General features: G+C 60.9%; 24 protein-coding genes. 9 read left to right on the top strand and 15 right to left on the bottom strand.

Annotated elements, in window-relative coordinates; genetic code table 11:
• Positions 1 to 87: 87 nt before the first annotated feature.
• Positions 88 to 1,914, top strand: coding sequence for a translational GTPase TypA (gene typA / locus J2045_RS08390; protein WP_166600440.1), 1,827 nt, complete (start codon positions 88 to 90; stop codon positions 1,912 to 1,914).
• A 241-nt stretch (positions 1,915 to 2,155) separates the two neighbouring features.
• Here typA and J2045_RS08395 read toward each other — a convergent pair whose 3' ends face one another.
• The 4 genes from J2045_RS08395 to J2045_RS08410 form a co-directional block, all read right to left on the bottom strand.
• Complete coding sequence (locus J2045_RS08395; protein WP_166600441.1) at positions 2,156 to 2,728, bottom strand: CarD family transcriptional regulator; 573 nt, start codon at positions 2,726 to 2,728, stop codon at positions 2,156 to 2,158.
• Positions 2,729 to 3,108: 380 nt separating this feature from the next.
• A complete protein-coding gene (fdxA, locus tag J2045_RS08400) occupies positions 3,109 to 3,447 on the bottom strand; it encodes a ferredoxin FdxA (RefSeq protein ID WP_166600442.1) in 339 nt (112 codons plus the stop codon).
• Positions 3,448 to 3,636: 189 nt separating this feature from the next.
• Positions 3,637 to 4,047: an RNA-binding S4 domain-containing protein gene (locus J2045_RS08405; RefSeq protein WP_307371575.1), complete on the bottom strand. Its 411-nt coding sequence runs from the start codon at positions 4,045 to 4,047 to the stop codon at positions 3,637 to 3,639.
• Positions 4,047 to 7,097, bottom strand: a complete 3,051-nt coding sequence (locus J2045_RS08410; RefSeq protein ID WP_307371975.1) for a helicase-related protein — start codon at positions 7,095 to 7,097, stop codon at positions 4,047 to 4,049. Before J2045_RS08410 ends, J2045_RS08405 begins: the two co-directional genes overlap by 1 nt.
• A 363-nt stretch (positions 7,098 to 7,460) precedes the next feature.
• Here J2045_RS08410 and J2045_RS08415 point away from each other — a divergent pair, with 363 nt between their 5' ends.
• From J2045_RS08415 to J2045_RS08425, 3 genes are read left to right on the top strand one after another with little or no spacing between them, the layout of a single operon-like run.
• Complete coding sequence (locus J2045_RS08415; RefSeq protein WP_307371577.1) at positions 7,461 to 8,537, top strand: alpha/beta fold hydrolase; 1,077 nt, start codon at positions 7,461 to 7,463, stop codon at positions 8,535 to 8,537.
• Positions 8,470 to 8,622, top strand: coding sequence for a DUF3309 family protein (locus J2045_RS08420; RefSeq protein ID WP_102021035.1), 153 nt, complete (start codon positions 8,470 to 8,472; stop codon positions 8,620 to 8,622). The genes J2045_RS08415 and J2045_RS08420 overlap by 68 nt, the downstream gene beginning before the upstream one ends.
• A 40-nt stretch (positions 8,623 to 8,662) precedes the next feature.
• The gene (locus tag J2045_RS08425) at positions 8,663 to 8,917 is read left to right on the top strand and encodes a YMGG-like glycine zipper-containing protein (protein ID WP_166600446.1); all 255 of its coding nucleotides are present in this window, start codon (positions 8,663 to 8,665) and stop codon (positions 8,915 to 8,917) included.
• A gap of 212 nt (positions 8,918 to 9,129) precedes the next feature.
• Here the strand turns inward: J2045_RS08425 and J2045_RS08430 are convergent, their stop codons facing one another.
• The 3 genes from J2045_RS08430 to J2045_RS08440 form a co-directional block, all read right to left on the bottom strand.
• Positions 9,130 to 9,483 carry a YunG family protein gene (locus tag J2045_RS08430; RefSeq protein WP_307371580.1) on the bottom strand — a complete coding sequence of 118 codons (354 nt, stop codon included), beginning with the start codon at positions 9,481 to 9,483 and terminating at the stop codon, positions 9,130 to 9,132.
• Positions 9,484 to 9,545: 62 nt separating this feature from the next.
• A complete protein-coding gene (locus tag J2045_RS08435; protein ID WP_307371582.1) occupies positions 9,546 to 10,271 on the bottom strand; it encodes a beta-ketoacyl-ACP reductase in 726 nt (241 codons plus the stop codon).
• A 151-nt stretch (positions 10,272 to 10,422) separates the two neighbouring features.
• A complete protein-coding gene (locus J2045_RS08440; protein ID WP_166600449.1) occupies positions 10,423 to 11,604 on the bottom strand; it encodes an acetyl-CoA C-acetyltransferase in 1,182 nt (393 codons plus the stop codon).
• Between the two features lie 225 nt (positions 11,605 to 11,829).
• Here J2045_RS08440 and phaR point away from each other — a divergent pair, with 225 nt between their 5' ends.
• On the top strand, positions 11,830 to 12,408 hold the full coding sequence (gene phaR / locus J2045_RS08445) for a polyhydroxyalkanoate synthesis repressor PhaR (protein WP_307371585.1): 579 nt from the start codon (positions 11,830 to 11,832) through the stop codon (positions 12,406 to 12,408).
• 42 nt (positions 12,409 to 12,450) lie between these two features.
• Here the strand turns inward: phaR and J2045_RS08450 are convergent, their stop codons facing one another.
• The 4 genes from J2045_RS08450 to mtgA form a co-directional block, all read right to left on the bottom strand.
• Positions 12,451 to 12,846, bottom strand: a complete 396-nt coding sequence (locus tag J2045_RS08450; protein ID WP_307371587.1) for a hypothetical protein — start codon at positions 12,844 to 12,846, stop codon at positions 12,451 to 12,453.
• Between the two features lie 134 nt (positions 12,847 to 12,980).
• A complete protein-coding gene (gene rpmF, locus J2045_RS08455) occupies positions 12,981 to 13,166 on the bottom strand; it encodes a 50S ribosomal protein L32 (protein WP_006724402.1) in 186 nt (61 codons plus the stop codon).
• Positions 13,167 to 13,322: 156 nt separating this feature from the next.
• The gene (locus tag J2045_RS08460) at positions 13,323 to 13,970 is read right to left on the bottom strand and encodes a glutathione S-transferase family protein (protein WP_307371621.1); all 648 of its coding nucleotides are present in this window, start codon (positions 13,968 to 13,970) and stop codon (positions 13,323 to 13,325) included.
• Between the two features lie 72 nt (positions 13,971 to 14,042).
• Positions 14,043 to 14,777 carry a monofunctional biosynthetic peptidoglycan transglycosylase gene (mtgA, locus tag J2045_RS08465; RefSeq protein WP_370873058.1) on the bottom strand — a complete coding sequence of 245 codons (735 nt, stop codon included), beginning with the start codon at positions 14,775 to 14,777 and terminating at the stop codon, positions 14,043 to 14,045.
• 144 nt (positions 14,778 to 14,921) lie between these two features.
• On the opposite strand from mtgA, the gene J2045_RS08470 reads away from it, so the two are divergent.
• From J2045_RS08470 to J2045_RS08480, 3 genes are all read left to right on the top strand, one after another.
• Entirely contained in the window at positions 14,922 to 15,836 is a 915-nt protein-coding gene (locus J2045_RS08470) for a polyprenyl synthetase family protein (RefSeq protein ID WP_307371623.1), read from the top strand.
• 1 nt (position 15,837) lies between these two features.
• On the top strand, positions 15,838 to 16,893 hold the full coding sequence (hisC, locus tag J2045_RS08475; protein ID WP_307371625.1) for a histidinol-phosphate transaminase: 1,056 nt from the start codon (positions 15,838 to 15,840) through the stop codon (positions 16,891 to 16,893).
• 62 nt (positions 16,894 to 16,955) lie between these two features.
• Positions 16,956 to 17,588 (top strand): LysE family translocator, encoded by a 633-nt coding sequence (locus tag J2045_RS08480; protein WP_307371627.1) that lies wholly within the window; start codon positions 16,956 to 16,958, stop codon positions 17,586 to 17,588.
• A gap of 55 nt (positions 17,589 to 17,643) precedes the next feature.
• On the opposite strand, the gene J2045_RS08485 is transcribed toward J2045_RS08480, so the two are convergent.
• The 3 genes from J2045_RS08485 to J2045_RS08495 form a co-directional block, all read right to left on the bottom strand.
• The gene (locus tag J2045_RS08485) at positions 17,644 to 18,309 is read right to left on the bottom strand and encodes a YiaD family glycine zipper/OmpA-like lipoprotein (RefSeq protein ID WP_166600456.1); all 666 of its coding nucleotides are present in this window, start codon (positions 18,307 to 18,309) and stop codon (positions 17,644 to 17,646) included.
• 76 nt (positions 18,310 to 18,385) lie between these two features.
• Positions 18,386 to 19,651 (bottom strand): flavodoxin-dependent (E)-4-hydroxy-3-methylbut-2-enyl-diphosphate synthase, encoded by a 1,266-nt coding sequence (ispG, locus tag J2045_RS08490; RefSeq protein ID WP_166600457.1) that lies wholly within the window; start codon positions 19,649 to 19,651, stop codon positions 18,386 to 18,388.
• A 264-nt stretch (positions 19,652 to 19,915) separates the two neighbouring features.
• Positions 19,916 to 21,112: an MFS transporter gene (locus J2045_RS08495; protein WP_307371631.1), complete on the bottom strand. Its 1,197-nt coding sequence runs from the start codon at positions 21,110 to 21,112 to the stop codon at positions 19,916 to 19,918.
• A 204-nt stretch (positions 21,113 to 21,316) separates the two neighbouring features.
• On the opposite strand from J2045_RS08495, the gene J2045_RS08500 reads away from it, so the two are divergent.
• Positions 21,317 to 22,180, top strand: coding sequence for a DMT family transporter (locus J2045_RS08500; protein WP_307371634.1), 864 nt, complete (start codon positions 21,317 to 21,319; stop codon positions 22,178 to 22,180).
• Here the strand turns inward: J2045_RS08500 and J2045_RS08505 are convergent.
• Entirely contained in the window at positions 22,177 to 23,340 is a 1,164-nt protein-coding gene (locus tag J2045_RS08505; RefSeq protein WP_307371636.1) for a M20 aminoacylase family protein, read from the bottom strand. The two genes, J2045_RS08500 and J2045_RS08505, sit on opposite strands and share 4 nt — an antisense overlap.
• Positions 23,341 to 23,350 lie beyond the last annotated feature (10 nt).

The raw sequence follows: 23,350 nt of genomic DNA on the forward strand, positions 1-23,350 counted from the left end.
GCAAATGCAAAAAACAAGGTATGAGCGCGCCAAAGTAAATCGGCGCCACTCTCCCGTATTGCGCCCCAGCTATCAGAGATCACAAACATGAAAATGCGCAACATCGCGATTATCGCGCACGTCGACCATGGAAAAACGACCCTTGTGGACGAGCTTCTGAAGCAGTCGGGCTCTTTCCGTGAGAACCAGCGCACCGCCGAGCGCATGATGGACTCGAACGACCTCGAAAAGGAACGTGGCATCACGATCCTTGCCAAGGCGACCTCCATCGAGTGGAAGGGCCACCGCATCAACATCGTCGACACGCCCGGCCACGCCGACTTCGGTGGTGAAGTTGAGCGTATCCTCTCGATGGTCGACGGCGCGATCGTTCTGGTCGACTCTTCCGAAGGCCCGATGCCGCAGACCAAGTTCGTTGTCGGCAAGGCGCTGAAGGTCGGTCTTCGTCCGATCGTTGCGATCAACAAGATCGACCGTCCGGACGGCCGCCACGAGGAAGTCATCAACGAAGTCTTCGACCTTTTCGCCAACCTCGACGCGACCGACGATCAGCTCGACTTCCCGATCCTTTACGGTTCTGGCCGCGATGGCTGGATGAACGTCAACCCAGAAGGCCCGAAGGACGCCGGCCTCGCGCCGCTTCTCGATCTCGTGCTTGAACACGTTCCGGAGCCCAAGGTTGAAGAAGGCCCGTTCCGCATGATCGGCACGCTTCTGGAAGCCAACCCCTTCCTCGGCCGTATCATCACCGGTCGTATCGCTTCCGGCTCGATCAAGCCGAACCAGGCCGTCAAGGTTCTCTCCCAGGACGGCAAGACCGTTGAAACCGGCCGCATCTCGAAGATCCTCGCGTTCCGCGGCATCGAGCGCCAGCCGATCGAAGAAGCCCATGCAGGTGACATCGTCGCCATCGCTGGCCTCTCCAAGGGCACCGTTGCCGACACCTTCTGCGATCCGTCGATCACCGAAGCCATGACGGCACAGCCGATCGACCCGCCGACGGTCACCATGTCCTTCCTCGTCAACGACAGCCCGCTCGCCGGCACCGAAGGTGACAAGGTCACGAGCCGCGTTATCCGCGATCGTCTGTTCAAGGAAGCCGAAGGCAATGTCGCGCTGAGAATTGAAGAATCTGACGGCAAGGACTCCTTCTTCGTGTCCGGCCGTGGCGAATTGCAGCTGGCCGTTCTGATCGAGACCATGCGTCGCGAAGGCTTCGAGCTTGCCGTTTCGCGTCCGCGCGTCGTCATGCACAAGGACGAGAACGGCACCACCATGGAGCCAATCGAAGAAGTCGTGATCGACGTCGACGAAGAGCATTCCGGCGTCGTCGTTCAGAAGATGTCCGAGCGCAAGGGCGAGATGGTCGAGCTTCGTCCGTCGGGCGGCAGCCGCGTCCGCCTGCGCTTCTACGCGCCGACCCGTGGCCTCATCGGCTACCAGTCGGAACTGCTGACAGATACGCGCGGCACGGCGATCATGAACCGCCTTTTCCACGACTATCAGCCCTTCAAGGGCGCGATCACCGGTCGCGTCAACGGCGTCCTTCTTTCCAACCAGTCCGGTGAAGCCGTCGCCTATGCGATGTTCAACCTGGAAGATCGTGGCCCGATGATCATCGAGCCAGGCGAGAAGGTCTATGCCGGCATGATCATCGGCATTCATACCCGTGACAACGACCTCGAGGTCAACGTCCTCAAGGGCAAGCAGCTGACCAACATCCGTTCGGCCGGCAAGGACGAAGCCGTCAAGCTCACCCCGCCGATCCGCATGACGCTCGACCGCGCGCTCTCCTGGATTCAGGACGACGAGCTGATGGAAGTCACGCCGAAGTCGATCCGCCTACGCAAGATGTTCCTCGATGCGAACGACCGCAAGCGCATGGACAAGGCCAAGGCTTCCATCGCCGGTTAACTTCGCCCTCCTCGCAGGACAATAAAATGAAGAGCCCCCGTGAGCATCCACTCCGGGGGCTTTTCCATGCTTGGGCATAGGGTGGCGACTAGACGCCAGGCGCGCGCCAAGCCCAGTGAGAGCCGGCGGGTCTGCACACGCCCCGCGCAGAAGGCGCCTGACGCCAGCCTGTGACGCCCAGACAAACGAAAAAACCTCCGGCTCGCACCGGAGGTTTTTCAAGGAGAAGAAGAAGGATGCCTCAGGCAGCTTCTTCCTGTGCATCGTCTTCTTCGATCGTCTTGCCGCGCTTGGGACCCTTGGCGAGATTGACCTCGACAAGGCGAACGGCTTCCGTCTCGGACATCTTGTTCACGGCAGCGATTTCGCGAGCCATGCGGTCGAGAGCAGCCTCATAGAGCTGGCGCTCGGAGTAGGACTGCTCTGGCTGGTTCTCGGCGCGATAGAGGTCGCGAACGACCTCGGCGATCGAGATCAGGTCACCGGAATTGATCTTGGCATCGTATTCCTGCGCACGACGCGACCACATGGTGCGCTTGACGCGGGCCTTGCCCTGAACCACCTTCAGCGCGCGGTCGACGAAATCGGTCTCGGACAGCTTGCGCATCCCGATGCTCACGGCCTTGGCGACCGGAACCTTCAGACGCATCTTGTCCTTTTCGAAGTCGATGACGAAAAGCTCAAGCTTCATGCCGGCGACTTCTTGCTCATCGATGGCGGTGATGGTACCCACGCCATGGGCCGGGTATACGATCGACTCGCCGGTCTTGAAGCCGTGGCGCGCCGAGGAACTCTTCTTCTGCTGGGTCGTCATTCTATTCAAATACTCCCTGTTTTGCTCCCGGCGAGATGCCGGCGCCGGGTCGGTCAGGCCCGGATGAGATGACAAGGTTGCGAAACTTGTCATCCTGATCCAGTCCGCCACACAGTCAAAACCACCTCGTCGCGACGGAGACACGACACAAGCGGTGTCGCCGATGTCACGGAAATCGCGCGTTGGTGAAGTTGCTTTCGTGATGGTTCAGGGCATAGCTATGCCGCAAAGTGGAACAGTTCCAAGAGGCTATCACAAAAAGACGAGGAAATCAATATTTTAGTGCAGCGCGCCACAATCGTGACGCAGCTGCGGGCAGATGCGGAGTCAAGTGATGGAATTTTAGGCGCGATTCCGATGAAACACGGCCTAGACTATCGTCAGTCACCCGACCCGGGCTTTTCCGAGAAGAACTGTTCGAACTTGCCATCGACACCGTCCATCTCCTTGGCTTCCGGCATCGGCTCTTTCTTCACAGTGATATTCGGCCAGATCTTCGCATAATCCGCATTGATCTTGAGCCACTTGTCGAGGCCTGGCTCGGTGTCGGGCTTGATCGCCTCAGCAGGACATTCCGGCTCGCAGACACCACAGTCGATGCATTCGTCCGGATGGATGACGAGGAAGTTTTCGCCCTCATAGAAGCAATCGACGGGGCAGACCTCGACACAATCAGTGTATTTGCAACGAATGCAGTTATCGGTGACGATATAGGTCATGCGGCACTCCAGGATGACGTTCTCGAACGGCAGGAGAGAGACGAATGCGGGTATTCCGATCGGGTGACACCCTGTTCGGAAGGCTCGCGCCCCACCGGGAATTAATGTCGGACGGCATGTGAGCTAAAGCGGAATCCCTGACAAGGCAAGGATAAACACCCTCAATTCTGGCGCCTTTGTAGAAATTTTCTAATCCGCCAACCAATCCGGCTCGCCACGCAGTTCATCGAGCGCGCGGCGTTCCTTCTTCGTGGGCCTCCCGGCTCCAGGAGCGCGAACACCAGGCTCGGACGGACTGAAGGGCTTCTTCTCGGGCGGAGGCGTGAGATCTTCGTAGAGAAGCTTTGCTTCCTCGTAAGGGCCGCGCCGCTCGCCGGGGAGTTTTACGACCAGCACCAGGTGGCGCTCGGGCATCGCGATCTCCAGCTTGTCGCCAGGCTTGACCTGATGGCTGACCTGGCGGATTTTCTGGCCATTGACGCTGATATGGCCAGAAGCCACGCGCTCTTGCGCGAGGCTGCGTGATTTTGCCACACGGGCGAAGAACAGCCACTTGTCGATGCGCTGGCGCGAACCGCTTTGTGACTGCTTGTCGTCCATTACTTCTTCAGCTGCTCCTTGAGAGCCGCGAGCTTGGCGAAAGGCGAATCCGGATCAACAGGCTTCTCCTTGCGCGGCGGCTTTGCCTCGAAGCGTGCCGGCTGCGACTTGTTGTTGTCGCGCTCCGGTCGCGGACCACGGTCCTTGCGGTCGCCACGATCCTGGCGGTCACCCTTGCCGGCGAACTTGCCACGATTGTCGTCTCGACGCTCACCGCGATTGTCGGAACGGCGATCGTCGCGACGGCCTTCGCCACGCTTCTCGCCAGCGGCCTCGCCGCCTTCGCGCGGAGCCGGGTTGCGCTGGCCCTGCGGACGGCGATCGCCACCCGGACGGCCTGTGCCACGCTGGTTGTCGTTGCGACCACCCGGACGCCAGAGAAGAACCGGCTTCGGCTCGGTCGGCTCGGCCGACTGCTCTTCGGCAGCGGCAGGCTCAGCCGCTTCAGCGGCAACCGCTGCAGCAGGCTCTTCGGTCACAGCAGCCGGTGCCTCGCCTTCGGCAGATGCCTCCACGGATTGATCGGCATCATCGACGGTGTCGTCGCCCTTTTCGGCAACCGCCGGAGCCTCAGCCGCAGCAGAACCGGTCTGCGCGCCGAGGAAGGCAGCAGCCTCTTCGGCCGAAACGCTGTCGGCACGATAGCCGAGACCCTTCAGGATCTCTTCCATGTCGTCAGGCGTAGCACCCAGAATGGAAAGCATGGCCGTCGTCGTCGTGAAGCGGCGGCCGTCATAGGCGCCATCAGGACGTGCCGGCGAACCGGGCTTCCACTGCAGGAGCGGACGGATCAGGTCAGCGAGACGCTCGAGAATGTCGATGCGCACCGCGCGCTTGCCGAGGAAACGGAAGCCGGCGAGCTTGTAGAACATGCGCTCGAAGCTCGGATCGGTGACGACAGAGGTACGACCGGCAGCGAGCACCGGGATCAGATCGCCATAACCCGGCTTGTCGAGGCCGTCGTTCTTCAGCGCCCAGAGCAGCGTAATCAGTTCGGCAGGGGCCGGCTTCAACAGCGCCGGCATGAAGATGTGATAGGCGCCGAAGCGCACGCCGTAGCGACGCATGGATGCACGACCATCCTGGTCGAGTGTCTTTACGTCGTCCGCCACATCACGACGGAAGAGCACACCGAGGTTCTCGACGAGCTGGAAGGCGAGACCCTTGGCCAAGCCCTGCAGGTCTTCGGCGCGCGAAAGGTCATCGAGCGGCTTCAGGACGGTCGAGATATGATGATTGACGAAACGCTCGACGCGGGCGGCGACATGATCGCGGGCAATGCCGGTCAGCTGTTCGTCTGCAAGCAGGATGACGCGTGGATGAAGGATGTGATCGGTACCCGTCAGGCGGGCAACCGGGTCACCCACCCAGCGAACGAGGCCGTCCGAACCGATGGCAAGATCGCTGTTGCCGGAGGCATGCAGGCGCGCGGCGCGCGCCTCGAACTCAAGCGCCAGCGCCTTGTAGGCGGCCGCCTGGACAGCCTTGGCGTCCGGACCATCCATGCCGGAAATCGGCGTGAACCGGAAACCGGAGAGTTGTCCCATGGCATGGCCTTCCACGAAGACATCGCCGTTCACACTGATTTCAGCTTCCAACATTGCATTCTCTCTTAAGCGCTTCATGAGCACAGATGTCCTGCGATCAACAAAGCGTTTCGTCAACCGTTCATGTAACGCATCGGACAATCGGTCTTCGATTTCCCGCGTCTTTTCTTGCCAGTGTGTCGGATCGGCAAGCCAGCCGGGCCGGTTCGACACGTAAGTCCATGTTCTGATCTGGGCGATCCGCGCCGAAAGCGTGTCGATCTCGCCATCAGTCCGGTCAGCCCGGCGCACCTGTTCACCGAGGAAATCCTCGTTCACGGTACCCCGCCTGACCAAATCAAAATAGAGACTCTGAATCAGATCTGCATGCTGTGCAGGCGTAATACGCCGATAGTCGGGCAGCGCACAGGCTTCCCAGAGTTTTTCCACCCGTTCGGGTCGGTCCGTGATGTCGGAAATCTCAGGATAGCGCGACAGGTACTCGAGCGCCTGCTGATCGGTCGCCGGCAGCGCGCGCGTCAGTCCTTCAACGCGCGGCACCGCATCGAGGCTTCGCTGCAGACCGGCAATCGACGAGAAGTCGAACTTCTCCGTCCGCCATTGCAGAACTTTGACGGGATCGAATTGATGGGTTTCAAGCCGCTCCACCAGTTCGTCATCGAAAGGATCGACGCGACCCGTAACGCCGAACGTGCCATCCTTGATGTGCCGCCCAGCACGGCCCGCGATCTGGCCCAGTTCGCCCGGATTGAGATTGCGGAACTGGTAGCCGTCGAATTTGCGGTCCTGGGCAAAGGCGACGTGGTCGACATCGAGATTGAGCCCCATGCCGATGGCATCGGTGGCGACGAGATAATCAACATCGCCCTCCTGGTAGAGGCCAACCTGGGCGTTGCGCGTCCGTGGGCTAAGCGCACCCAGCACCACGGCCGCTCCGCCGCGCTGGCGCCGAATGAGCTCGGCGATCGCATAGACCTCGTCAGCGGAGAAGGCGACGATGGCGGTGCGCTGCGGCAGGCGGGTAATCTTTTTCTGGCCTGCATAGAAGATCTGCGAAAGCCGGGGGCGCTCGACGATGGTGATGCCGGGCAGAAGCTGGATGAGGATCGACTTCATCGTCGCAGAGCCAAGCAGAAGCGTCTCTTCACGCCCTCTCAGATGCAGCAGGCGATCCGTGAAGATATGCCCGCGCTCAAGATCGCCGGCGAGCTGGATCTCGTCGATCGCGACGAAGGCAACTTTCGTTTCCCGTGGCATGGCCTCGACGGTGCAGACGGAAAAGCGGGCGTTCGGAGGGCTGATCTTCTCTTCGCCGGTGACGAGAGCGACGTTCTTGACGCCGACCCGCTCGACAACACGGGTATAGACCTCACGGGCCAGAAGTCTGAGCGGCAACCCGATCATGCCAGACCCATGCGCGACCATGCGTTCGATGGCGAAATGGGTCTTGCCCGTATTCGTTGGCCCCAGCACAGCGTTGACGCCGCGGCCACTCAGGATCATGGGTTGCGTATTCAATGACCGCTCCGCTTGTCGGGGCCGCGTTTCCTGGAAACCGACGCCCTTGGCCAACACATGGCGACGAACAGGGGCAAAGGCAAGGCGCTTGTCGCGATCACCCCAGAATTCCTTGCAAACCCTTGATCGGAATCAGCTTTCCGAATCGAGAACAGTCTGGGAACGAATCAGAGACGAATCGACGACTCCCGTGAATTCTGCATTTGTTCACGGCTAGATGTGGAAGCCGGGTGCGGCATTCACACCAGATGCTGAATCCCCCTCCACCATCAATCGACGGCCACCTTCCTGGAAAGCTCAGTGGAACAATGGAGAACAGTTCCACGTTCCGCCGCCGAGGTGAAGCTGATGACATTGTCCCTACCACCCGCTGAGTGGATCGGAAAAAGAAAGCTGGATCAGGATTATGTCCTGATCCACGGCATGGTTATGGCCCCATCCTTCTGGCGCACCTATGCGCCGCAGGCTGTCCGCAGGGCCAACAGTGCTGCTTATGCATTGCCGGGACACCATCCCTGGAAACTCTCCGATCCTGGCCAGCCCTTGACGCCCCAGGCAGTTGCGGCAGCCTATGCCGACGCTATCCGGCGGGACTTCGGGGGGCGACCCGTCACCCTGATCGGACACTCGACCGGGGGCTTCGTATCGATGCTGATCGCGATCCATTTCCCCCAACTGGTGAAGGCGATCGTCCTGGTTGGCGCCTTTGCCTGCGGTCGCTTTGAGGGACAGGAGCGTCTGCCGGCTCGCCTGCTGAGAATGCCGCATATCGGCCCTTTCCTGTTTCGCCGGCTCTTTCTGCGCTGGATCTCCTCCAGCGAGCAGTTCCGCTGGGGGTCGATCGCATGCGTCTTCGACAAGCGTTGCCCCTGGCAGAACGAGCGCGCCGTCTTGGCGATGGAGGACGTCCGGCTCCAGTTGCAACAGGCAAGACCCGAGGATATTGCCGCCTGCATCCAGTTCATGTCGGAAACGACATTGCTCGCCGATTTGCCCGCGATCAGACTGCCAGTCCTGAATATCGTCGGGGCCGAAGACGCCATCGTACCACCCGCTCATCAGCTGCGCGTCTCCAAGCTGTTGCCGCAGGCGCAAACTGTAGTGCTCCGCAACTGCGGCCATCTGCCAATGGTCGAACATCAGGCTCTGACGTCCGACACGATCAGCGCCTTTGTTGACGGCATGTCAGCTGCGGAGGGCAGACGTCAGCGTCGAGAGACCACAATCATGGATCTGGCGACCGCAGGCCTTTTCAGGCTGCTGGATGCAACCGTGCACCCGACGGAACAAACGCCCTCCAGTCGCGTTCAACCAGCACAAGAGATCATAGTTCATCCAGGCTCAGGAGAGGGTCCACATGAGTACCATCCTCATCGTTATATTAATTCTGCTGCTGATCGGCGCACTGCCGAATTGGGGACATAGCCGCAGCTGGGGCTACGGTCCGTCGGGAGGCTTGGGCCTCGTGCTGCTCATCCTCATCATCCTGATGCTGATGGGTCGAATTTGACCTGAAGTGAAACCAACTCGACGAGAAAAGGTATAGGACGATGAAAAAGACCCTTCTGGCACTGGCATTGATCGCACCTCTCGCCGGCTGCACAGCAACCGAACGGGGCGCCGGCATCGGTGCGGCTTCCGGCGCCGTCATCGGGGGCGTAGCAACGGGCAATGTCCGCGGCGCAGCAGTCGGTGCGGCTGTCGGCGGCGTCGCCGGCGCTCTGATTGGCAATTCGCAGGAACGTTCCGGCTATTGCGTCTACCGCGATCGCTACGGTCGTACCTATGAAGCTCGGTGCCGCTAACAGGCAAAGCCATCGAAAAAGCCGTCGACCCCACCGGTTCGGCGGCCTTTTTCTTGTCTGCGTTAACCTGTCGACCAAAGACGGAACGAATCGACGACGAATCGCGGACTGATCAGTTTTCCCGGTTTGTTCACCACTAGATATTGTGGAATAACATATGGTTAACCATAAGACACGGTGGATATTAAGAGTTTTGACGCCGTATGCTGGGTTTAATCCTTAACAGGAAGACCCAAACCGCTGCGCAAGGCGCGATACTGTGCTGGACTGGTATCGGACATCGCCTCTTCGCGGCTGGAAGGCGTGTCCTGATAGTCTAAGGCGTGAGTGAACTGGCACGCTGTGAGGTCGAAACGATGTCCAGCGATGAAGTTGTAAAAGTGCAGCCCTTCAGGGAGAGACGTCTTCAAGATGTGACCGCCGAACAGATCCTGGACGACGAGACTGGTAACGCCGCACTGTCCGCGTGCCGCATTATCAATCGACCACAGGCTGGACGTCTCGATTGACCACGCCGCGTCCAGGCGTTTGGCAAACTGGCTTACATCAGCGATCAATTCCGACATGACCGACCCAGAACGTGAAAGGCCGGCACAAGGCCGGCCAGAGACGGATGCGCGAGTGATGTTCAGACGAAGAACTGCCCACCATTGGCAGAAATCGTTGAACCGGTAATGAAACCAGCATCATCGGAGGCGAGGAAGACAACGCAGCGCGCAATCTCTTCCGGCTCGCCGAGGCGCCCCACAGGGATCTGCGGAATGATGCGCTCGTTCAGCACCTTTTCCGGGATGGCGCGCACCATTTCCGTGCCGATATAGCCGGGGCAAATGGCATTGACGGTGATGCCCTTGGCGGCACCTTCCTGGGCCAGAGCCTTGGTGAAGCCGAGATCGCCGGCCTTGGCTGCGGAATAGTTCGCCTGCCCCATCTGGCCCTTCTGGCCGTTGATCGAGGAGATGTTGATGACGCGACCAAAGCTGCGGTCGCGCATGCCGGTCCACACCGGATGCGTCATGTTGAAGAGGCCGGTGAGATTGGTGTTGATCACCTCGCCCCACTGCTCCGGCGTCATCTTGTGGAACATGGCGTCACGCGTGATGCCAGCATTGTTGACCAGCACTTCGACTGGGCCAAGAGCGGCCTCCACGGCGGCGATGCCGTCGACGCAGGCCTGATAGTTCGAAACGTCCCATTTGAAGACGGGAATGCCTGTCTCGTCCTCGAAGGCTTTCGCCTTTTCCTCGTTGCCGGCGAAGTTTGCGGCCACCTTGTAGCCGGCATTCTTCAAGGCGATCGAAATCGCAGCACCGATGCCGCGCGTACCGCCGGTTACCAAAGCCACTCTGCTCATACTGTCCTCCCCGTTTTTTCTGTATGGGTGCCCGTCTGGATCAACCGCTGCGGCTCCCGTCGCATCGGCATGACTTCGCCATCCCGGCTTCACACCGGGACAGAGCTTTGTGATGTCAAGAGTGAGCCGGTGCCATCCCTGGCTGTCCGGATCAGAAGGCCTCTAGGCACATGGCAACGCCCATGCCACCGCCGATGCAGAGTGTGGCGAGCCCCTTCTTGGCGCCGCGACGCTTCATCTCGAACAGCAGCGTGTTCAGTATGCGCGCGCCGGATGCACCGACCGGGTGGCCGATCGCGATCGCACCACCGTTGACATTGACGATCGAGGTATCCCAGCCAAGATCCTTGTTGACGGCGCAGGCCTGGGCCGCAAACGCTTCGTTGGCTTCAACGAGATCGAGATCGGAGATCTTCCAGCCGGCCTTTTCGAGCGCCTTGCGCGAGGCCGGGATCGGGCCCGTGCCCATGATCTTCGGATCGACGCCGGCGGTGGCCCAGGAAACGATGCGGGCCAGCGGCGCAATACCGCGACGCACGGCTTCCGCCTCTGTCATCAACAGGGCAGCGGCGGCACCATCGTTGAGACCGGAAGCATTGCCGGCCGTGACGGTGCCTTCCTTGTCGAAGGCGGGTTTAAGCTTCTGCATGCTGTCGAGTGTTGCGCCGTGGCGGATGTATTCGTCCTGATCAACGGTAACGTCACCCTTGCGGCCCGGCACGATGACCGGAACGATCTCGTCCTTGAAACGACCCGCCAGCTGGGCGGCTTCGGCCTTGTTCTGCGAGGCGACCGCAAAGGCGTCCTGCTCGTCGCGGGTCAGTTGCCACTGACGGGCGACATTTTCGGCGGTCGTGCCCATGTGGTAGCCGTAGAAGGCATCAGTCAGGCCATCCTTGATCATGGTGTCGACCATCTTCAGGTCACCCATCTTGGTACCGTTGCGCAGATGTGCGCAATGCGGGGCCATCGACATCGATTCCTGGCCGCCGGCGATGATGATCTTCGCATCGCCCGTAACGATCTGCTGCATACCGATGGCCACGGCACGAAGACCTGAACCGCAGAGCTGATTAAGCCCCCAGGCGGTCGCCTCCTGCGGGATACCGGCCTTCATTGCAGCCTGCCGCGCCGGGTTCTGGCCCTGCCCGGCAGTCAGGATCTGACCCAGGATGACCTCGTCGACCTCTGCCGCCTCGACGCCGGCACGCTCCAGCACGCCCTTGATGGCGATTGCGCCGAGATCATGGGCCGTGACGGACGCAAGAGCGCCGTTGAAGGAACCGACCGGGGTTCGGGCGGCGCTCGCAATAACGATGGACGGGGTGCTCATGGACGTATCCTCCGGGTTTTGTCGTTGGGAAGAAACTGACAAAGACTGTCGCTGGTGTCAAACAGGATAAACCCGGTCTTCTCGTTCTTTGGTTGCGCTTCCCTGTCTTTCGTCAAATGCAAATCCTGCATCGCACAAAGAGATTGTCACCGGACTTCATTTGCGCTTACACTTGGGCTTGGGAAGAGCAAAAACAATCGAAAAACGACGGGTTAGGAGACAGAAATGGCCAAAGCCGATGGCGAAATCGTTATCAAGAAATACGCCAATCGACGCCTCTACAACACCGGGACGAGCACATACGTCACCCTCGAGGACTTGGCCAAGATGGTCAAGAAGGGCGAGGATTTCGTGGTGCAGGACGCCAAGTCCGGTGAAGATATCACGCATTCCGTCCTGACCCAGATCATCTTCGAGCAGGAATCCAAGACCGGCAATACGCTGCTGCCGATCTCCTTCCTTCGCCAGCTCATCAGCTATTACGGCGACCAGATGCAGATGGTCGTGCCGAGCTTTCTTGAGCACTCGATGAAGGCCTTCACCGAGCAACAGACGCAGATGCGCGAGCAGATGACCAAGGCTTTCGGCGACCATCCGCTGTCGAAGAACCTGCAGATGCCCATACAACTCATGGAAGAGCAGGTGAAGCGCAACACAGAGATGTTCCAGCAGGCCATGCAGATGTTCTCGCCCTTCCTGGGCGGCCAGCAGCCGGTGAAGGAAACGAAGAAGGCGGAAGCCAAGGACATTGATGAACTGAAGGAGCAATTGCGCTCCCTGCAGAACAAGCTCGACAATCTCTGAAGCGACAAGAGGCCCCGGAAGGGGCCTTTTTCGTGGCTTGGATCAGAGCCCGATCGAGACGTCGCGACCCGCGGCACGATTGGAAATCGTGAAGCCCGCAACGACATCGATAAAGGCGATCACCATCAGGCTGAAGAAGAGTTGCGTAGCCGCATCGCGAACGAGCAGGAACTCGACGAGGAAGGCGATGAAAACCAGCATCGACAGCATGTGGTTCATGAGAGACCCGCGATTACTGAGCGTTGCCTTCAGCACCTCGAAGAACAGAGCGACGAGTGCGCACAGGATGACGATGTCACCGAGCGTCATCGTCCAGACCGCCCCAGACAGCATCGGCACGGTCATGATCACACCGGAAAAGGCCGAAACACCGCTCCCCAGCATGACGGCATTGTAGAAGATGAAGGGGACGATCATCAGCGGCACGGCGATCAGCATGCGGGATCCTTCCTGGCATTGCGATCCCGCACGGTCCGGCGGCAATCAGCCGCGCTGATTTAACTATGCCTAAACCAAAATGAAAAGGCCGGCGCAAGCGCCGGCCCTTCGAAACAGTTTGTAAAACGCAGAAATTATGCGCTTTCCTTCGGCGTCAGAACCTGGCGACCGCGATACATACCGGTCTTCAGATCGATATGGTGCGGACGGCGCAGTTCGCCGGAGTTCTTGTCTTCAACATAGGTCGAAGCCTTCAGCGCGTCAGCAGAGCGGCGCATACCGCGCTTGGACGGGCTTGTTTTTCTTTTCGGTACAGCCATTTTCGTTACTCCACGTGACGGACAAGACGGGTTTATGCGGCCTCGATGAGGCCGGACAGAACCTGTCTCGATCTCGGAATTTGGCGGGCTTATACATGCCCGAAGTGGGTTTGACCAGTCCCCAGGACACTTTTTTCGAATCTAAGAGAGGCCCGTTCAGGCCTCGTCCTCAGGCACGATCCAGGGTTCAGCAAGTGCTGCCGTCTCCCACGCACGCCAGGCCGGATGCGCGCGCATCGCGTCCGTATAGGCGATGGTATCGGCATCTCGTACCAAATCATACGCTGCAAAGCGATTGACGACCGGGGCGAACATCGCATCAGCTGCGGAAAAGGCACCGAACAGGAAGGGCCCGCCCGAACGTTTCAGCATCTCGCGCCAGATCGTCTCGATACGTGCGACATCGCCGCTCACGCCTTCGGGCAGCGGGATTGCCTTCACGGGCCGGCGCAGGTTCATCGGGCAGGCGCTGCGCAACGCCCGGAAGCCGGACAGCATTTCCATCGAGATGGAGCGCGCGAGCGACCGGTTCTCCCGGTCGGCAGGCCAGAGCCTCGCGTCCGGATAGAGTTCGGCGACATATTCGATGATCGCGAGCGATTCCCAAACGCGGACCTGGCCGTGATGCAGCACCGGCACCTTGCCGGTCGGTGAGAGCTCTCGAAATCTCGGATGCGTGGCGCCCGGCCCGAACGGGATCAGTTCCTCGCGAAACGGGATGCCTGCGGCGGTCAGGGCAATCCAGGGCCGGAACGACCACGAGGAATAATTCTTGTTGGCGATGTAGAGGATGAGGTCGGTCATGGGGTCTTCCGATCGGTTGAGAGCTGATCCTAAACGGACCGACCGCTTCACCGCCAACGAAAGCTTCTGATCCTAATCATAAAGACAGGTGATGTAATCGCCCGAGGCGCGGGCGCGTCGATCGACAACGCCGGCCAGCCGCTTCAAGCCCGGACCGGGCTTGCTCGCAACACGATCGATCGGATTGGGCAGGGATACCGCGAGCAGGGCAGCCTGCTGGCGGCTGAGCTTGGCGGCCGAGGTTTTGAAATGATAGCGTGCGGCGGCTTCGATCCCGTATATTCCGGGTCCCCATTCGGCGATGTTGAGGTAGACCTCCATCGTACGTTCCTTGGGCCAGACCGCATCCAGCACAAGCGCCAGCGGCAGTTCGAGGCCCTTGCGGACGAAGGAGCGACCGTTCCACAGAAAGAGGTTCTTCGCCGTCTGCATCGGGATCGTGCTGGCGCCGCGCGTCGCCTCGCCCGCCAGCGCATCGTCGATCACGGACTGCAGCTGGGTCCAGTCGACCCCGCCATGATTGCAGTACTGGCCATCCTCCGACATCATCACGGCTCGGACGACATTGGGCGAGATATCCTCGAAATCCACCCAGCGGCGGTCATAGCCCTGGAAGGTGGCGAGATCTGCCAGCATCAAGGTAGAGACCGGACGAACGAAATCGATACGATAGAGCAGGATCAGGAAATACGGTCCGACGAGGAAGACGAGCAGAGCGATCAGCACGGCCCGGATGATCCGGGGCCTCAGCCTCCGCTCGTCCGCCGGCGCGACCTGCTCGTCTTGCTCCAATGCCTCGACTTCCAGTGTCAATGAAATGGGGTCCGTGATCGATGATGGACCCTCATAGCCGTCCTCTTGGCAAATGACCAGTCTGGGTGCGCGGATCCGCGCCATTCCCACGCTGAATTTCCCGTTGCCTGATAGGGGGCAGCGTGCCAAATAGCCGGCATGACCCAGAGCGCCGATGCCTTTGAAAAAAGCCTGTCCGTCCATGCCGAGATCGTCGAGGCAAGGCTCGCTGTCCTTCTCGACGGAACCCCGCGCCCGGCGGAAGTCGCGCGCCCTCGGCAGTTGATTGAAGCCATGGACTACGGCGCCCTGAACGGCGGCAAGCGGCTGCGCCCCTATCTCGTGATGCAGTCGACACGCCTGTTCGGCGGCAGCGACGAGGCGGCTCTCCAGGTCGGCTGTGCGCTGGAATGCCTGCACAGCTATTCTCTCGTGCATGACGACCTGCCGGCTATGGATGACGACGACCTGCGCCGAGGCAAGCCGACGGTCCACAAGCAATATGACGAGGCGACCGCAATCCTCGCCGGCGACGGCCTGCTGACATACGCCTTCGACATCATCGCATCACCGGAAACACCTCTGACGGATAGCGCCAAGGTGACCCTCGTTCTTGAGCTTTCGCGTGCAGCCGGCATCGGCGGCATGGCCGGTGGCCAAATGCTCGATCTCGTAGCCGACAAGGAACAGCCGGACGAGGCCGGGATCGTCATGCTCCAGGCCATGAAGACCGGTGCGCTGCTGCGTTTCGCCTGCGAGGCCGGCGCGATCATCGCCGCTCGCCCCCCGGAAGACCGCGATCGCCTGCGCCGCTTCGGCGAGATCATCGGGCGCGCTTTTCAGGTCGCGGACGATCTCCTCGACATTACGTCGGATGCTGCAACCCTTGGCAAGGCAACCGGCAAGGACGCTGCCAAGGGCAAGGCGACCCTGGTGGGCCTCAAGGGCACGGATTGGGCCCGCGCCGAGCTCGACCGTCTGGTCACTGAAGCCAATGCGCTGCTCGATCCCTATGGCACCAAGGCCGAGCCGCTGAAGGAAGCCGCCCACTTCATTGCCTACAGGAAGAAATAGTATGAGCCGTTTCTGGTCGTCTGCCGTCCATGCGCTGGAGCCCTATGTCGCCGGTGAACAGCCCAAGATTCCGGGCTTGGTGAAACTCAACACCAATGAGAGCCCCTACGGCCCGTCGCAGCGTGTGCTGGACGCGATCGCTGCGGCATCCGGTGAACGACTGCGCCTTTACCCCGATCCGGCCTCCACGGGCCTGCGCGAGGCGATTGCAAAGCGGTTCGGCCTGACGATGGACGAGGTTTTCGTCGGCAACGGTTCGGACGAAGTCCTGGCCTTCACCTTCGCTGCCTTGCTCAAGCACGACGCCCCCCTGCTCTACCCTGACATCACCTACAGCTTCTACAAGACCTATGCCCGGCTCTTCGAGGTTAAGGTCGAGGAGATCGCGCTGGCTGACGGCCTGCGGGTTCGCATCAAGGACTACGACCGCCCCTGCGGCGCCATCATCCTCGCCAATCCGAACGCCCCGACCGGCATTGCGCTGTCGCTGGCAGACATCGAGAAACTCGTCGCCTCCCACCCGGATCAGGTCGTGGTCATCGACGAGGCCTATGTCGATTTCGGCGCCGAGACTGCAGCCTCGCTCATCCCGCGCTACGAAAACCTGCTCGTCGTCCAAACCTTCTCGAAGTCCCGTTCGCTTGCCGGCCTGCGCGTCGGCTTCGCGCTTGGTCAGCGGCCGCTGATCGAGGCGCTGGAGCGGATGAAGGACAGCTTCAATTCCTATCCCGTCGACATGCTCGCCCAGGCCGCTGCCACGGCCGCGATCGAGGACGAGGCGTGGTTCGACGAGGCCTGCGGGAAAATAATCGCCAACCGCGACATGGTCACGGAAGCGTTGAAGGCCCGCGGCTTCGAGGTCCTGCCCTCATCGACCAACTTCGTCTTTGCGCGCCATCCAGCGCATCAGGGTGCAGATCTTCAGAAGGGCCTACGCGAGCGTGCCGTCCTCGTTCGCCACTTCAACAAGCCACGGATTTCCGATTTCCTTCGCGTGACCATCGGCACGACAGAGGAATGCCATCAGTTTCTGAAGGCGATCGATCAAATCATCTGACGTGTGGAATTGACCGATAGCGGCTAGTCTCCGGCTCCTGTTGCAAGCGCCGGAGCATGTCCTTGACTGAAATCCTTCAATACTGGCCGCAGGTCGCGGCTGCCTACCTCGTATACCTGGTTGCGGTCTTGAGCCCCGGTCCGGCGACCATGGCGATTGCCTCCGCCTCGCTTGGCCAGGGGCGTCGCCATGGATTGACGATTGCAGCCGGCATCTTCTGCGGGTCCATGACCTGGGCGATTGCCGCCTCCCTCGGCCTTGCCGCCATCCTTTCCCAATATGCGCAAGCGCTGGTACTGATGCGGATCCTGGGCGGTCTCTACTTGCTCTATCTCGCCTGGCGCGCCTTCCGCTCCGCCGCCAGTGCCGTCGACCCGATGAGCGTCATCAAAGCGACGGCAAGCCTGAAGCGTACCTTTCTGATGGGCTATGCGATCCACCTCACCAACCCCAAGGCGATCTTCGCCTGGCTCGCCATCATCTCGCTCGGCCTGCCCGCCGGTGCGACGCCGTCTGCAGTCGCCATCGTCGTCTGCGGTTGCCTGGTGACCGGCTTCATCGTCTTCATGGGTTATGCGCTGCTTTTCTCGACCCCGGGCGCGCTCCGGATCTATCGCGCCGCGCGTCGCTATATCGACGGCACGCTCGCCGTTCTCTTTGCCTTTGCCGGCGTGAAGCTGCTCACCTTCCGCTGAAACGAAAAAGGCGCCGCACGGATGCGGCGCCTCTGATCCTTGAGGTGGACAGACCTCAGCCCTGGGTGAGCGGCGAGATCTGGATTTCCACGCGGCGGTTCTGCGCGCGGCCATCCGGTGTCGCGTTGGATGCGATCGGCTGGTTCGGACCGAAACCGACGGCGGAGACACGACGCGGGTCGACGCCCTGGCTGTTGAGGTAACCGGCGACCGACATCGCACGGCGCTCGGACAGACCCTGGTTGTAACCCTGGCTGCCGGTCGAATCGGTGTGACCGTTGATGTCGATCAGCGTGCGGTCGAACTTGCGAAGGACGATCGCGACAGAATTCAGCGTCGGGTAGAATTGCGGCATGACCGCATCCTGATCGGTGTTGAAGGTGATGTTGGACGGCATGTTCAGGATAATGCGATCGCCGACGCGGGTGACCGAAATGCCGGTGCCCTGCAGCTGTGCGCGCAGTTCCGATTCCTGCTGGTCCATGTAGTTGCCGATGGCGCCACCGGCGAGTGCACCGATACCGGCACCAATGAGGGCTGCATTACGCCGGCCGACCGGCGAACCACCGACTGCGAGACCACCGAGCGCGCCAACGGCCGCGCCGATGGCTGCACCTCCGGCGGTGTTCGACACCTTCTGCTGCCCCGTATAGGGATCTGTCGTCGTGCAGGCACTCAGATAGGTCGCGCAAAGCGCGAGAATGGCGATCTTCTTGATCATGCTCGGGGTCCCTCCAGGATTCGGCAGATATTCCGTCAACCGTGAAATTGCGGCAACAAAAAGTTGGCCAACAAGCTCACTCCGCCGCTGACTTCCGACCATAGCGTTTCTCGATATAGTCCGCCACAAGAGCCTCGAAGTCGGCGGCGATGTTGGGACCACGCAAGGTCATCGCCTTCTCACCGTCGATGAAGACGGGCGCTGCCGGATTTTCACCGGTCCCGGGGAGCGAGATACCGATGTCGGCATGCTTGCTTTCACCAGGTCCATTGACGATGCAGCCCATGACCGCGACGTTCAGACCTTCGACGCCCGGATACTTCTCCCGCCAGGCCGGCATGTTCTTGCGCAGGTCGTCCTGAATCTTCTGGGCGAGCTCCTGGAAAACAGTTGAGGTGGTTCGGCCACAGCCGGGACATGCGGCGACCACGGGCACGAACTGCCGGAACCCCATGACCTGCAGCAGCTCCTGCGCCACCTGCACTTCACGGGTGCGATCGCCATTCGGCTCGGGCGTAAGCGAAACACGGATGGTGTCGCCGATGCCGTGCTGCAACACATAGCCCATGGCCGCCGAGGAGGCGACGATCCCCTTCGACCCCATGCCGGCCTCGGTGAGGCCCAGATGCAGCGCATGGTTCGAGCGGTCGGACAGCATCGAATACACCGCGATCAGATCCTGCACCTGGCTGACCTTGGCGGAAAGAATGATGCGGTTGCGCGGCAGGCCGATCTCCTCAGCCAGTTCGGCCGAGAGCAGCGCCGACTGCACGATTGCCTCGCGGGTCACCTGACGCGCCGACAGCGGCGAGCCCTGAGCCGCATTCTGATCCATCAAACGGGTCAGCAGCTCCTGGTCGAGCGAGCCCCAGTTGACCCCGATGCGGACGGGCTTGTCGTAGCGGATCGCCATCTCGACGATCTCGGCGAACTGCTTGTCCTTCTTGTCCTTGAAGCCGACATTGCCCGGATTGATGCGGTATTTGGCAAGCGCCTCGGCGCAGGCCGGATGATCGGCGAGCAGCTTGTGGCCGATATAGTGGAAGTCACCGATCAGGGGCACATCCATGCCGAGGCGCAGCAGGCGCTCCCGGATCTTCGGCACGGCGGCCGCACTTTCGTCGCGGTCGACGGTGATGCGCACCACCTCGGAGCCCGCCTTGTAGAGGGCGGCCACCTGAGCGACCGTCGCATCGATATCGGCAGTGTCGGTATTGGTCATCGACTGGACGACGACGGGGGCGCCGCCACCGATGATGACGCCACCCACTTCGACCGCCACCGACGAACGGCGCGGCTTGGGGTCAAAGGCATCGGCGGGATGGATCAGGGGTGCGGTCATGGCTGGTTCTCTGCAAGCCTCAATCGCCATGGAGGTGGATCAAAGCCGCCCGCTTGTCAACTGGAGCCCTGTCGCCGCCATAGCCGACAACCCGACTCAACACCGGTTCGAAAGCCTGCAGATCGCTGGCGATTGTCGCACCTCTCAGCCTCCGAAGCCACCTTGGAACCGTCAACCAGGCATCTGGCATGGGTGGTTGCCTGACGCGAATTTGATGTGCGACGCCAGAACTCAATACGCTTGCGACCGGCCGCAGCCTGCCCCCTAGTGTCCGGTCACGCGATCGGCATGCCGGGCAAGCTTCGAAAGCGCGAGCACCACAATCAGGAGCGACGGGATGGCGGTGTAGACCGTCGAAAGCGATGTGTACTCGGCCACGAGGCCGACCAGCGAAGGCGCAAAGAGAATGCCCGAATAGCCCATGGTGGTAACGACCGAGAGCCCGACACCGGGCGCCAGGCCCGGGATGTTGCCGCCCGCGGAAAATGCGATGGGCACCATGTTCGAGATTCCGATACCGGTGATCGCAAAGCCAACCAGCGCCACGGTCACGCTATCGGCCTGACCGGCGATGACCAGACCCAGGATCGCAGCGACACCGCAGAAGCGAAGCGTATTGACTGCCCCGAACCGGTCTCGAACAAAATCACCGGCAAAGCGGCAGACGGCCATGGTGAAGGAGAAGGCCGCAAAGGCGAAGCCCGACATTTCCGTCGACGCATTCAGCTCATTGCGCAGGTAGAGTGCACTCCAGTCTAGAACGGTGCCTTCCGGGATCATGCAGAAAAGCGCGATCAATCCGATGAGCCAGGGCAATGGCGTCATCGGCAGATTCGCCTTCACCGGCTCGTCACTCGGATGTGGGGCATCCGGCAGGATCATGGGTCGGGCGATAAGGAACAGGACGAGACAAACGGCGGCAAGCAGGAAAACGTGGCCGATCACACCAAGCGCGGCGATCACGAAGCCACCGGTCGCCGCCCCGCACAAACCGCCAAGGCTCCAGAAGGCATGGCAGGAAGACATGATCGAGCGGCGCATTTTGCGCTCGACCTCGACCGCATTGGCATTCATCGCCACGTCCATGGCACCGGTCAAACCGCCAAACAGGAATATCGCGACAGCACCCGTCCAGACATTGTCGACCAGGGTCACCAGCACGACGGTCGGGATAAAGAGCAGGGTCGTCACTTCGACGACACGACGCGAGCCATGCCGAGCAATCTGCATGCCAGCAATTGGCATAAGGACCAGCGAGCCAACGCCGAAGGCGAAAATCATCACGCCGAGCATCAACTCACTCAGCCCGAGTGCCTCCGAGAAGAACGGGATCTTCGGAGCCCAGGCGCCGATCACCAGTCCGTTCAGAAAAAACAGCATTGCAACGGCAGCGCGTTCCTTGGTCACGAGCGGCGTCGGTGCGGCTGCCGCGCTATCGATACTCTGCGAAATGTCATTCATGACCTGCTCCCGTATTGGGGCCGCACTTTAATTAAATCGATTTAACTCTCAATCCTCGTCGCAGAGCACCATGCATAAACTTTTATTGCGACAGACAACATTTGTGGCGATCGGCCTGCAGGATTGACAGCCGGGTTGCAAGCCGCGACACATGCACGATGCTGACGCCAGTGCGGCGCCGCCCTGCCTTGAAAGAACTCTCCCGTGAAAACCGCTGTCGGTGCTGGGATCGCCCTCTCCAGCCTCGCCTATCTCTTCTTCGCCACGCACGACGCGATGATCAAGCTTCTCGTGGAATCCACGACAGTCTGGCAGATCCTTTTCTGCCGCAGCATCGTCATCCTGATCGGCTGTTTTGTTCTCGGCGGCAGGTCGCTTGCCAGGGAGACGATGAGTTCGCCAACTCTGCGACCGATGATGCTGCGCAGCCTGTTCCTGCTTGCCGCATGGCTATGCTATTTCAATGCCGCAAAACACCTGCCTCTGGCAGACCTCACAACCCTCTACTTTGCGGCACCGATCGCAGCGATCCTCCTGGCAATCCCGATCCTGGGCGAGAAGGTGCCCCTGACCAGCTGGATCGCCGTCATCACCGGCTTCGTCGGCGTTGTCATTGCCAGCAACCCGACCGGCATATCCACCGGCTGGCCAGTCTATCTGGCTCTGGTTGCCGCCGTTTGCTGGGCAATTGCCACCACCTTGCTCAGAACCACGAGTCAGAACGCCAGCAGCATGGTGCAGATGGCCATGACCAATGTCTTTTTTCTCGCGCTGACGGCACCAATGGCACTAGCCTCCTGGACAATGCCTGGCGGAGCAAGCCAGATCCTGTTGCTCGCTGTCGGCGTGATCGGCGGCCTCGGCCAGTTGAGCTACTTCGAGGCACTTCGCCGCGCACCGATCTCGGTCATCGCACCGCTCGAATACACAGCGCTGATCTGGGCCTTTGCGCTCGGCTATGCAATCTGGAAGGACGTGCCTGGCCCGAATGTCTGGGCCGGGGCAGTTCTGATCGCTGCCGCCGGCCTCATTGTCCTTGTCGCGCAGGGACGTCGCCGGGCCGCTTAGGACTGCGCCAGATAACGCTCGGCGAGCTCCACCCAGAAGGTTGTTCCGACAGGCAGGATATCGTCGTTGAAATCATAGCGCGGATGATGCAACGGCGGATCGTTCGGTGTCCGCTGGGTGCCGAGGAAGAAATAGCTGCCCGGTCGCTGCGCCAGCATGTAGGCAAAGTCCTCGCTGCCCATCATCGGCCGCGGCAGATCATAGACCTTGTTCGCTCCGGCGAAGCTGACAGCGAGGTCGCGGACGAAGTCGGTTTCCGCCTTGTGGTTGATCGTCGGGTCATAGCCGCGCTCATAGTCGACGGTCACGCCCATGCCATAGCTCGCGGCCTGCCCTTCCGCCACAGCGCGGATACGCTGCTCCAACTGATCGCGCACCTTCGGATCGAATGAGCGGATGGACAGCACCATTTCGGCCCGCTCCGGGATCACGTTGCTCGCGGCACCGGCATGAAAGCCGCCAACTGTGATGACCGTCGGATCGAGCGGATGAATGTTGCGCGACACGATGGTCTGCAGCGCCATGACGATTGAGGCGCCGCAGACGATGGGATCGGCAGTCGACTGCGGCTCGGCCCCATGCCCGCCCCGGCCATTGACGGTGATCTTGCACTCGTCGACGGCAGCCATGACCGGCCCCTCCCGTACCGCAAAGTGCCCGAACGGGATTTCCGGGTCATTGTGGAGCGCGAACACCGCATCACAGGGAAACCGCTCGAAGAGGCCATCCTCGATCATCAGCCGTGCGCCCCCGAAGTTCTCCTCCGCGGGCTGGAAGATCAGATGGATCACCCCATCGAAATTCCGCCTCTCCGCGAGAATTTTCGCAGCCCCGAGAAGCATGGCGGTATGTCCGTCATGACCGCATGCATGCATCACGCCCGGCACCTGGCTGGCATAGGGCAACCCGGTTTCCTCAAGGATAGGCAACGCGTCGAAGTCGGCCCGGATGCCGATGCTGCGGTTGCTGGCACCGTTTCTAAGCGTCGCAACGATGCCGGTCTTGGCCAGCCCCCGCGCCACCTGATAACCAAGCGCCGCGAGCTGTTCGGCGACATAGTCGGAGGTCTTGAATTCCGAAAGACCGATCTCCGGGAACTGGTGGAGGTGATGGCGCGTTGCGAGCACTTCCGCCATCACGTTGGGAGCATGGATCGTCATAGTCTCTACC

It is taken from the genome of Peteryoungia aggregata LMG 23059 (assembly GCF_030814435.1).
GTDB classification, from domain to species: domain Bacteria; phylum Pseudomonadota; class Alphaproteobacteria; order Rhizobiales; family Rhizobiaceae; genus Allorhizobium; species Allorhizobium aggregatum.

Excerpts from the sequence above, each read along its gene's own strand:
- typA (WP_166600440.1), top strand. The coding sequence starts at position 88 with ATGAAAATGCGCAACATCGCGATTATCGCGCACGTCGACCATGGAAAA.
- J2045_RS08395 (WP_166600441.1), bottom strand. The coding sequence starts at position 2,728 with ATGACGACCCAGCAGAAGAAGAGTTCCTCGGCGCGCCACGGCTTCAAG.
- fdxA (WP_166600442.1), bottom strand. The coding sequence starts at position 3,447 with ATGACCTATATCGTCACCGATAACTGCATTCGTTGCAAATACACTGAT.
- J2045_RS08405 (WP_307371575.1), bottom strand. The coding sequence starts at position 4,047 with ATGGACGACAAGCAGTCACAAAGCGGTTCGCGCCAGCGCATCGACAAG.
- J2045_RS08410 (WP_307371975.1), bottom strand. The coding sequence starts at position 7,097 with ATGATCCTGAGTGGCCGCGGCGTCAACGCTGTGCTGGGGCCAACGAAT.
- J2045_RS08415 (WP_307371577.1), top strand. The coding sequence starts at position 7,461 with ATGACATTGTCCCTACCACCCGCTGAGTGGATCGGAAAAAGAAAGCTG.
- J2045_RS08420 (WP_102021035.1), top strand. The coding sequence starts at position 8,470 with ATGAGTACCATCCTCATCGTTATATTAATTCTGCTGCTGATCGGCGCA.
- J2045_RS08425 (WP_166600446.1), top strand. The coding sequence starts at position 8,663 with ATGAAAAAGACCCTTCTGGCACTGGCATTGATCGCACCTCTCGCCGGC.
- J2045_RS08430 (WP_307371580.1), bottom strand. The coding sequence starts at position 9,483 with ATGTCGGAATTGATCGCTGATGTAAGCCAGTTTGCCAAACGCCTGGAC.
- J2045_RS08435 (WP_307371582.1), bottom strand. The coding sequence starts at position 10,271 with ATGAGCAGAGTGGCTTTGGTAACCGGCGGTACGCGCGGCATCGGTGCT.
- J2045_RS08440 (WP_166600449.1), bottom strand. The coding sequence starts at position 11,604 with ATGAGCACCCCGTCCATCGTTATTGCGAGCGCCGCCCGAACCCCGGTC.
- phaR (WP_307371585.1), top strand. The coding sequence starts at position 11,830 with ATGGCCAAAGCCGATGGCGAAATCGTTATCAAGAAATACGCCAATCGA.
- J2045_RS08450 (WP_307371587.1), bottom strand. The coding sequence starts at position 12,846 with ATGCTGATCGCCGTGCCGCTGATGATCGTCCCCTTCATCTTCTACAAT.
- rpmF (WP_006724402.1), bottom strand. The coding sequence starts at position 13,166 with ATGGCTGTACCGAAAAGAAAAACAAGCCCGTCCAAGCGCGGTATGCGC.
- J2045_RS08460 (WP_307371621.1), bottom strand. The coding sequence starts at position 13,970 with ATGACCGACCTCATCCTCTACATCGCCAACAAGAATTATTCCTCGTGG.
- J2045_RS08470 (WP_307371623.1), top strand. The coding sequence starts at position 14,922 with ATGACCCAGAGCGCCGATGCCTTTGAAAAAAGCCTGTCCGTCCATGCC.
- hisC (WP_307371625.1), top strand. The coding sequence starts at position 15,838 with ATGAGCCGTTTCTGGTCGTCTGCCGTCCATGCGCTGGAGCCCTATGTC.
- J2045_RS08485 (WP_166600456.1), bottom strand. The coding sequence starts at position 18,309 with ATGATCAAGAAGATCGCCATTCTCGCGCTTTGCGCGACCTATCTGAGT.
- ispG (WP_166600457.1), bottom strand. The coding sequence starts at position 19,651 with ATGACCGCACCCCTGATCCATCCCGCCGATGCCTTTGACCCCAAGCCG.
- J2045_RS08495 (WP_307371631.1), bottom strand. The coding sequence starts at position 21,112 with ATGAATGACATTTCGCAGAGTATCGATAGCGCGGCAGCCGCACCGACG.
- J2045_RS08505 (WP_307371636.1), bottom strand. The coding sequence starts at position 23,340 with ATGACGATCCATGCTCCCAACGTGATGGCGGAAGTGCTCGCAACGCGC.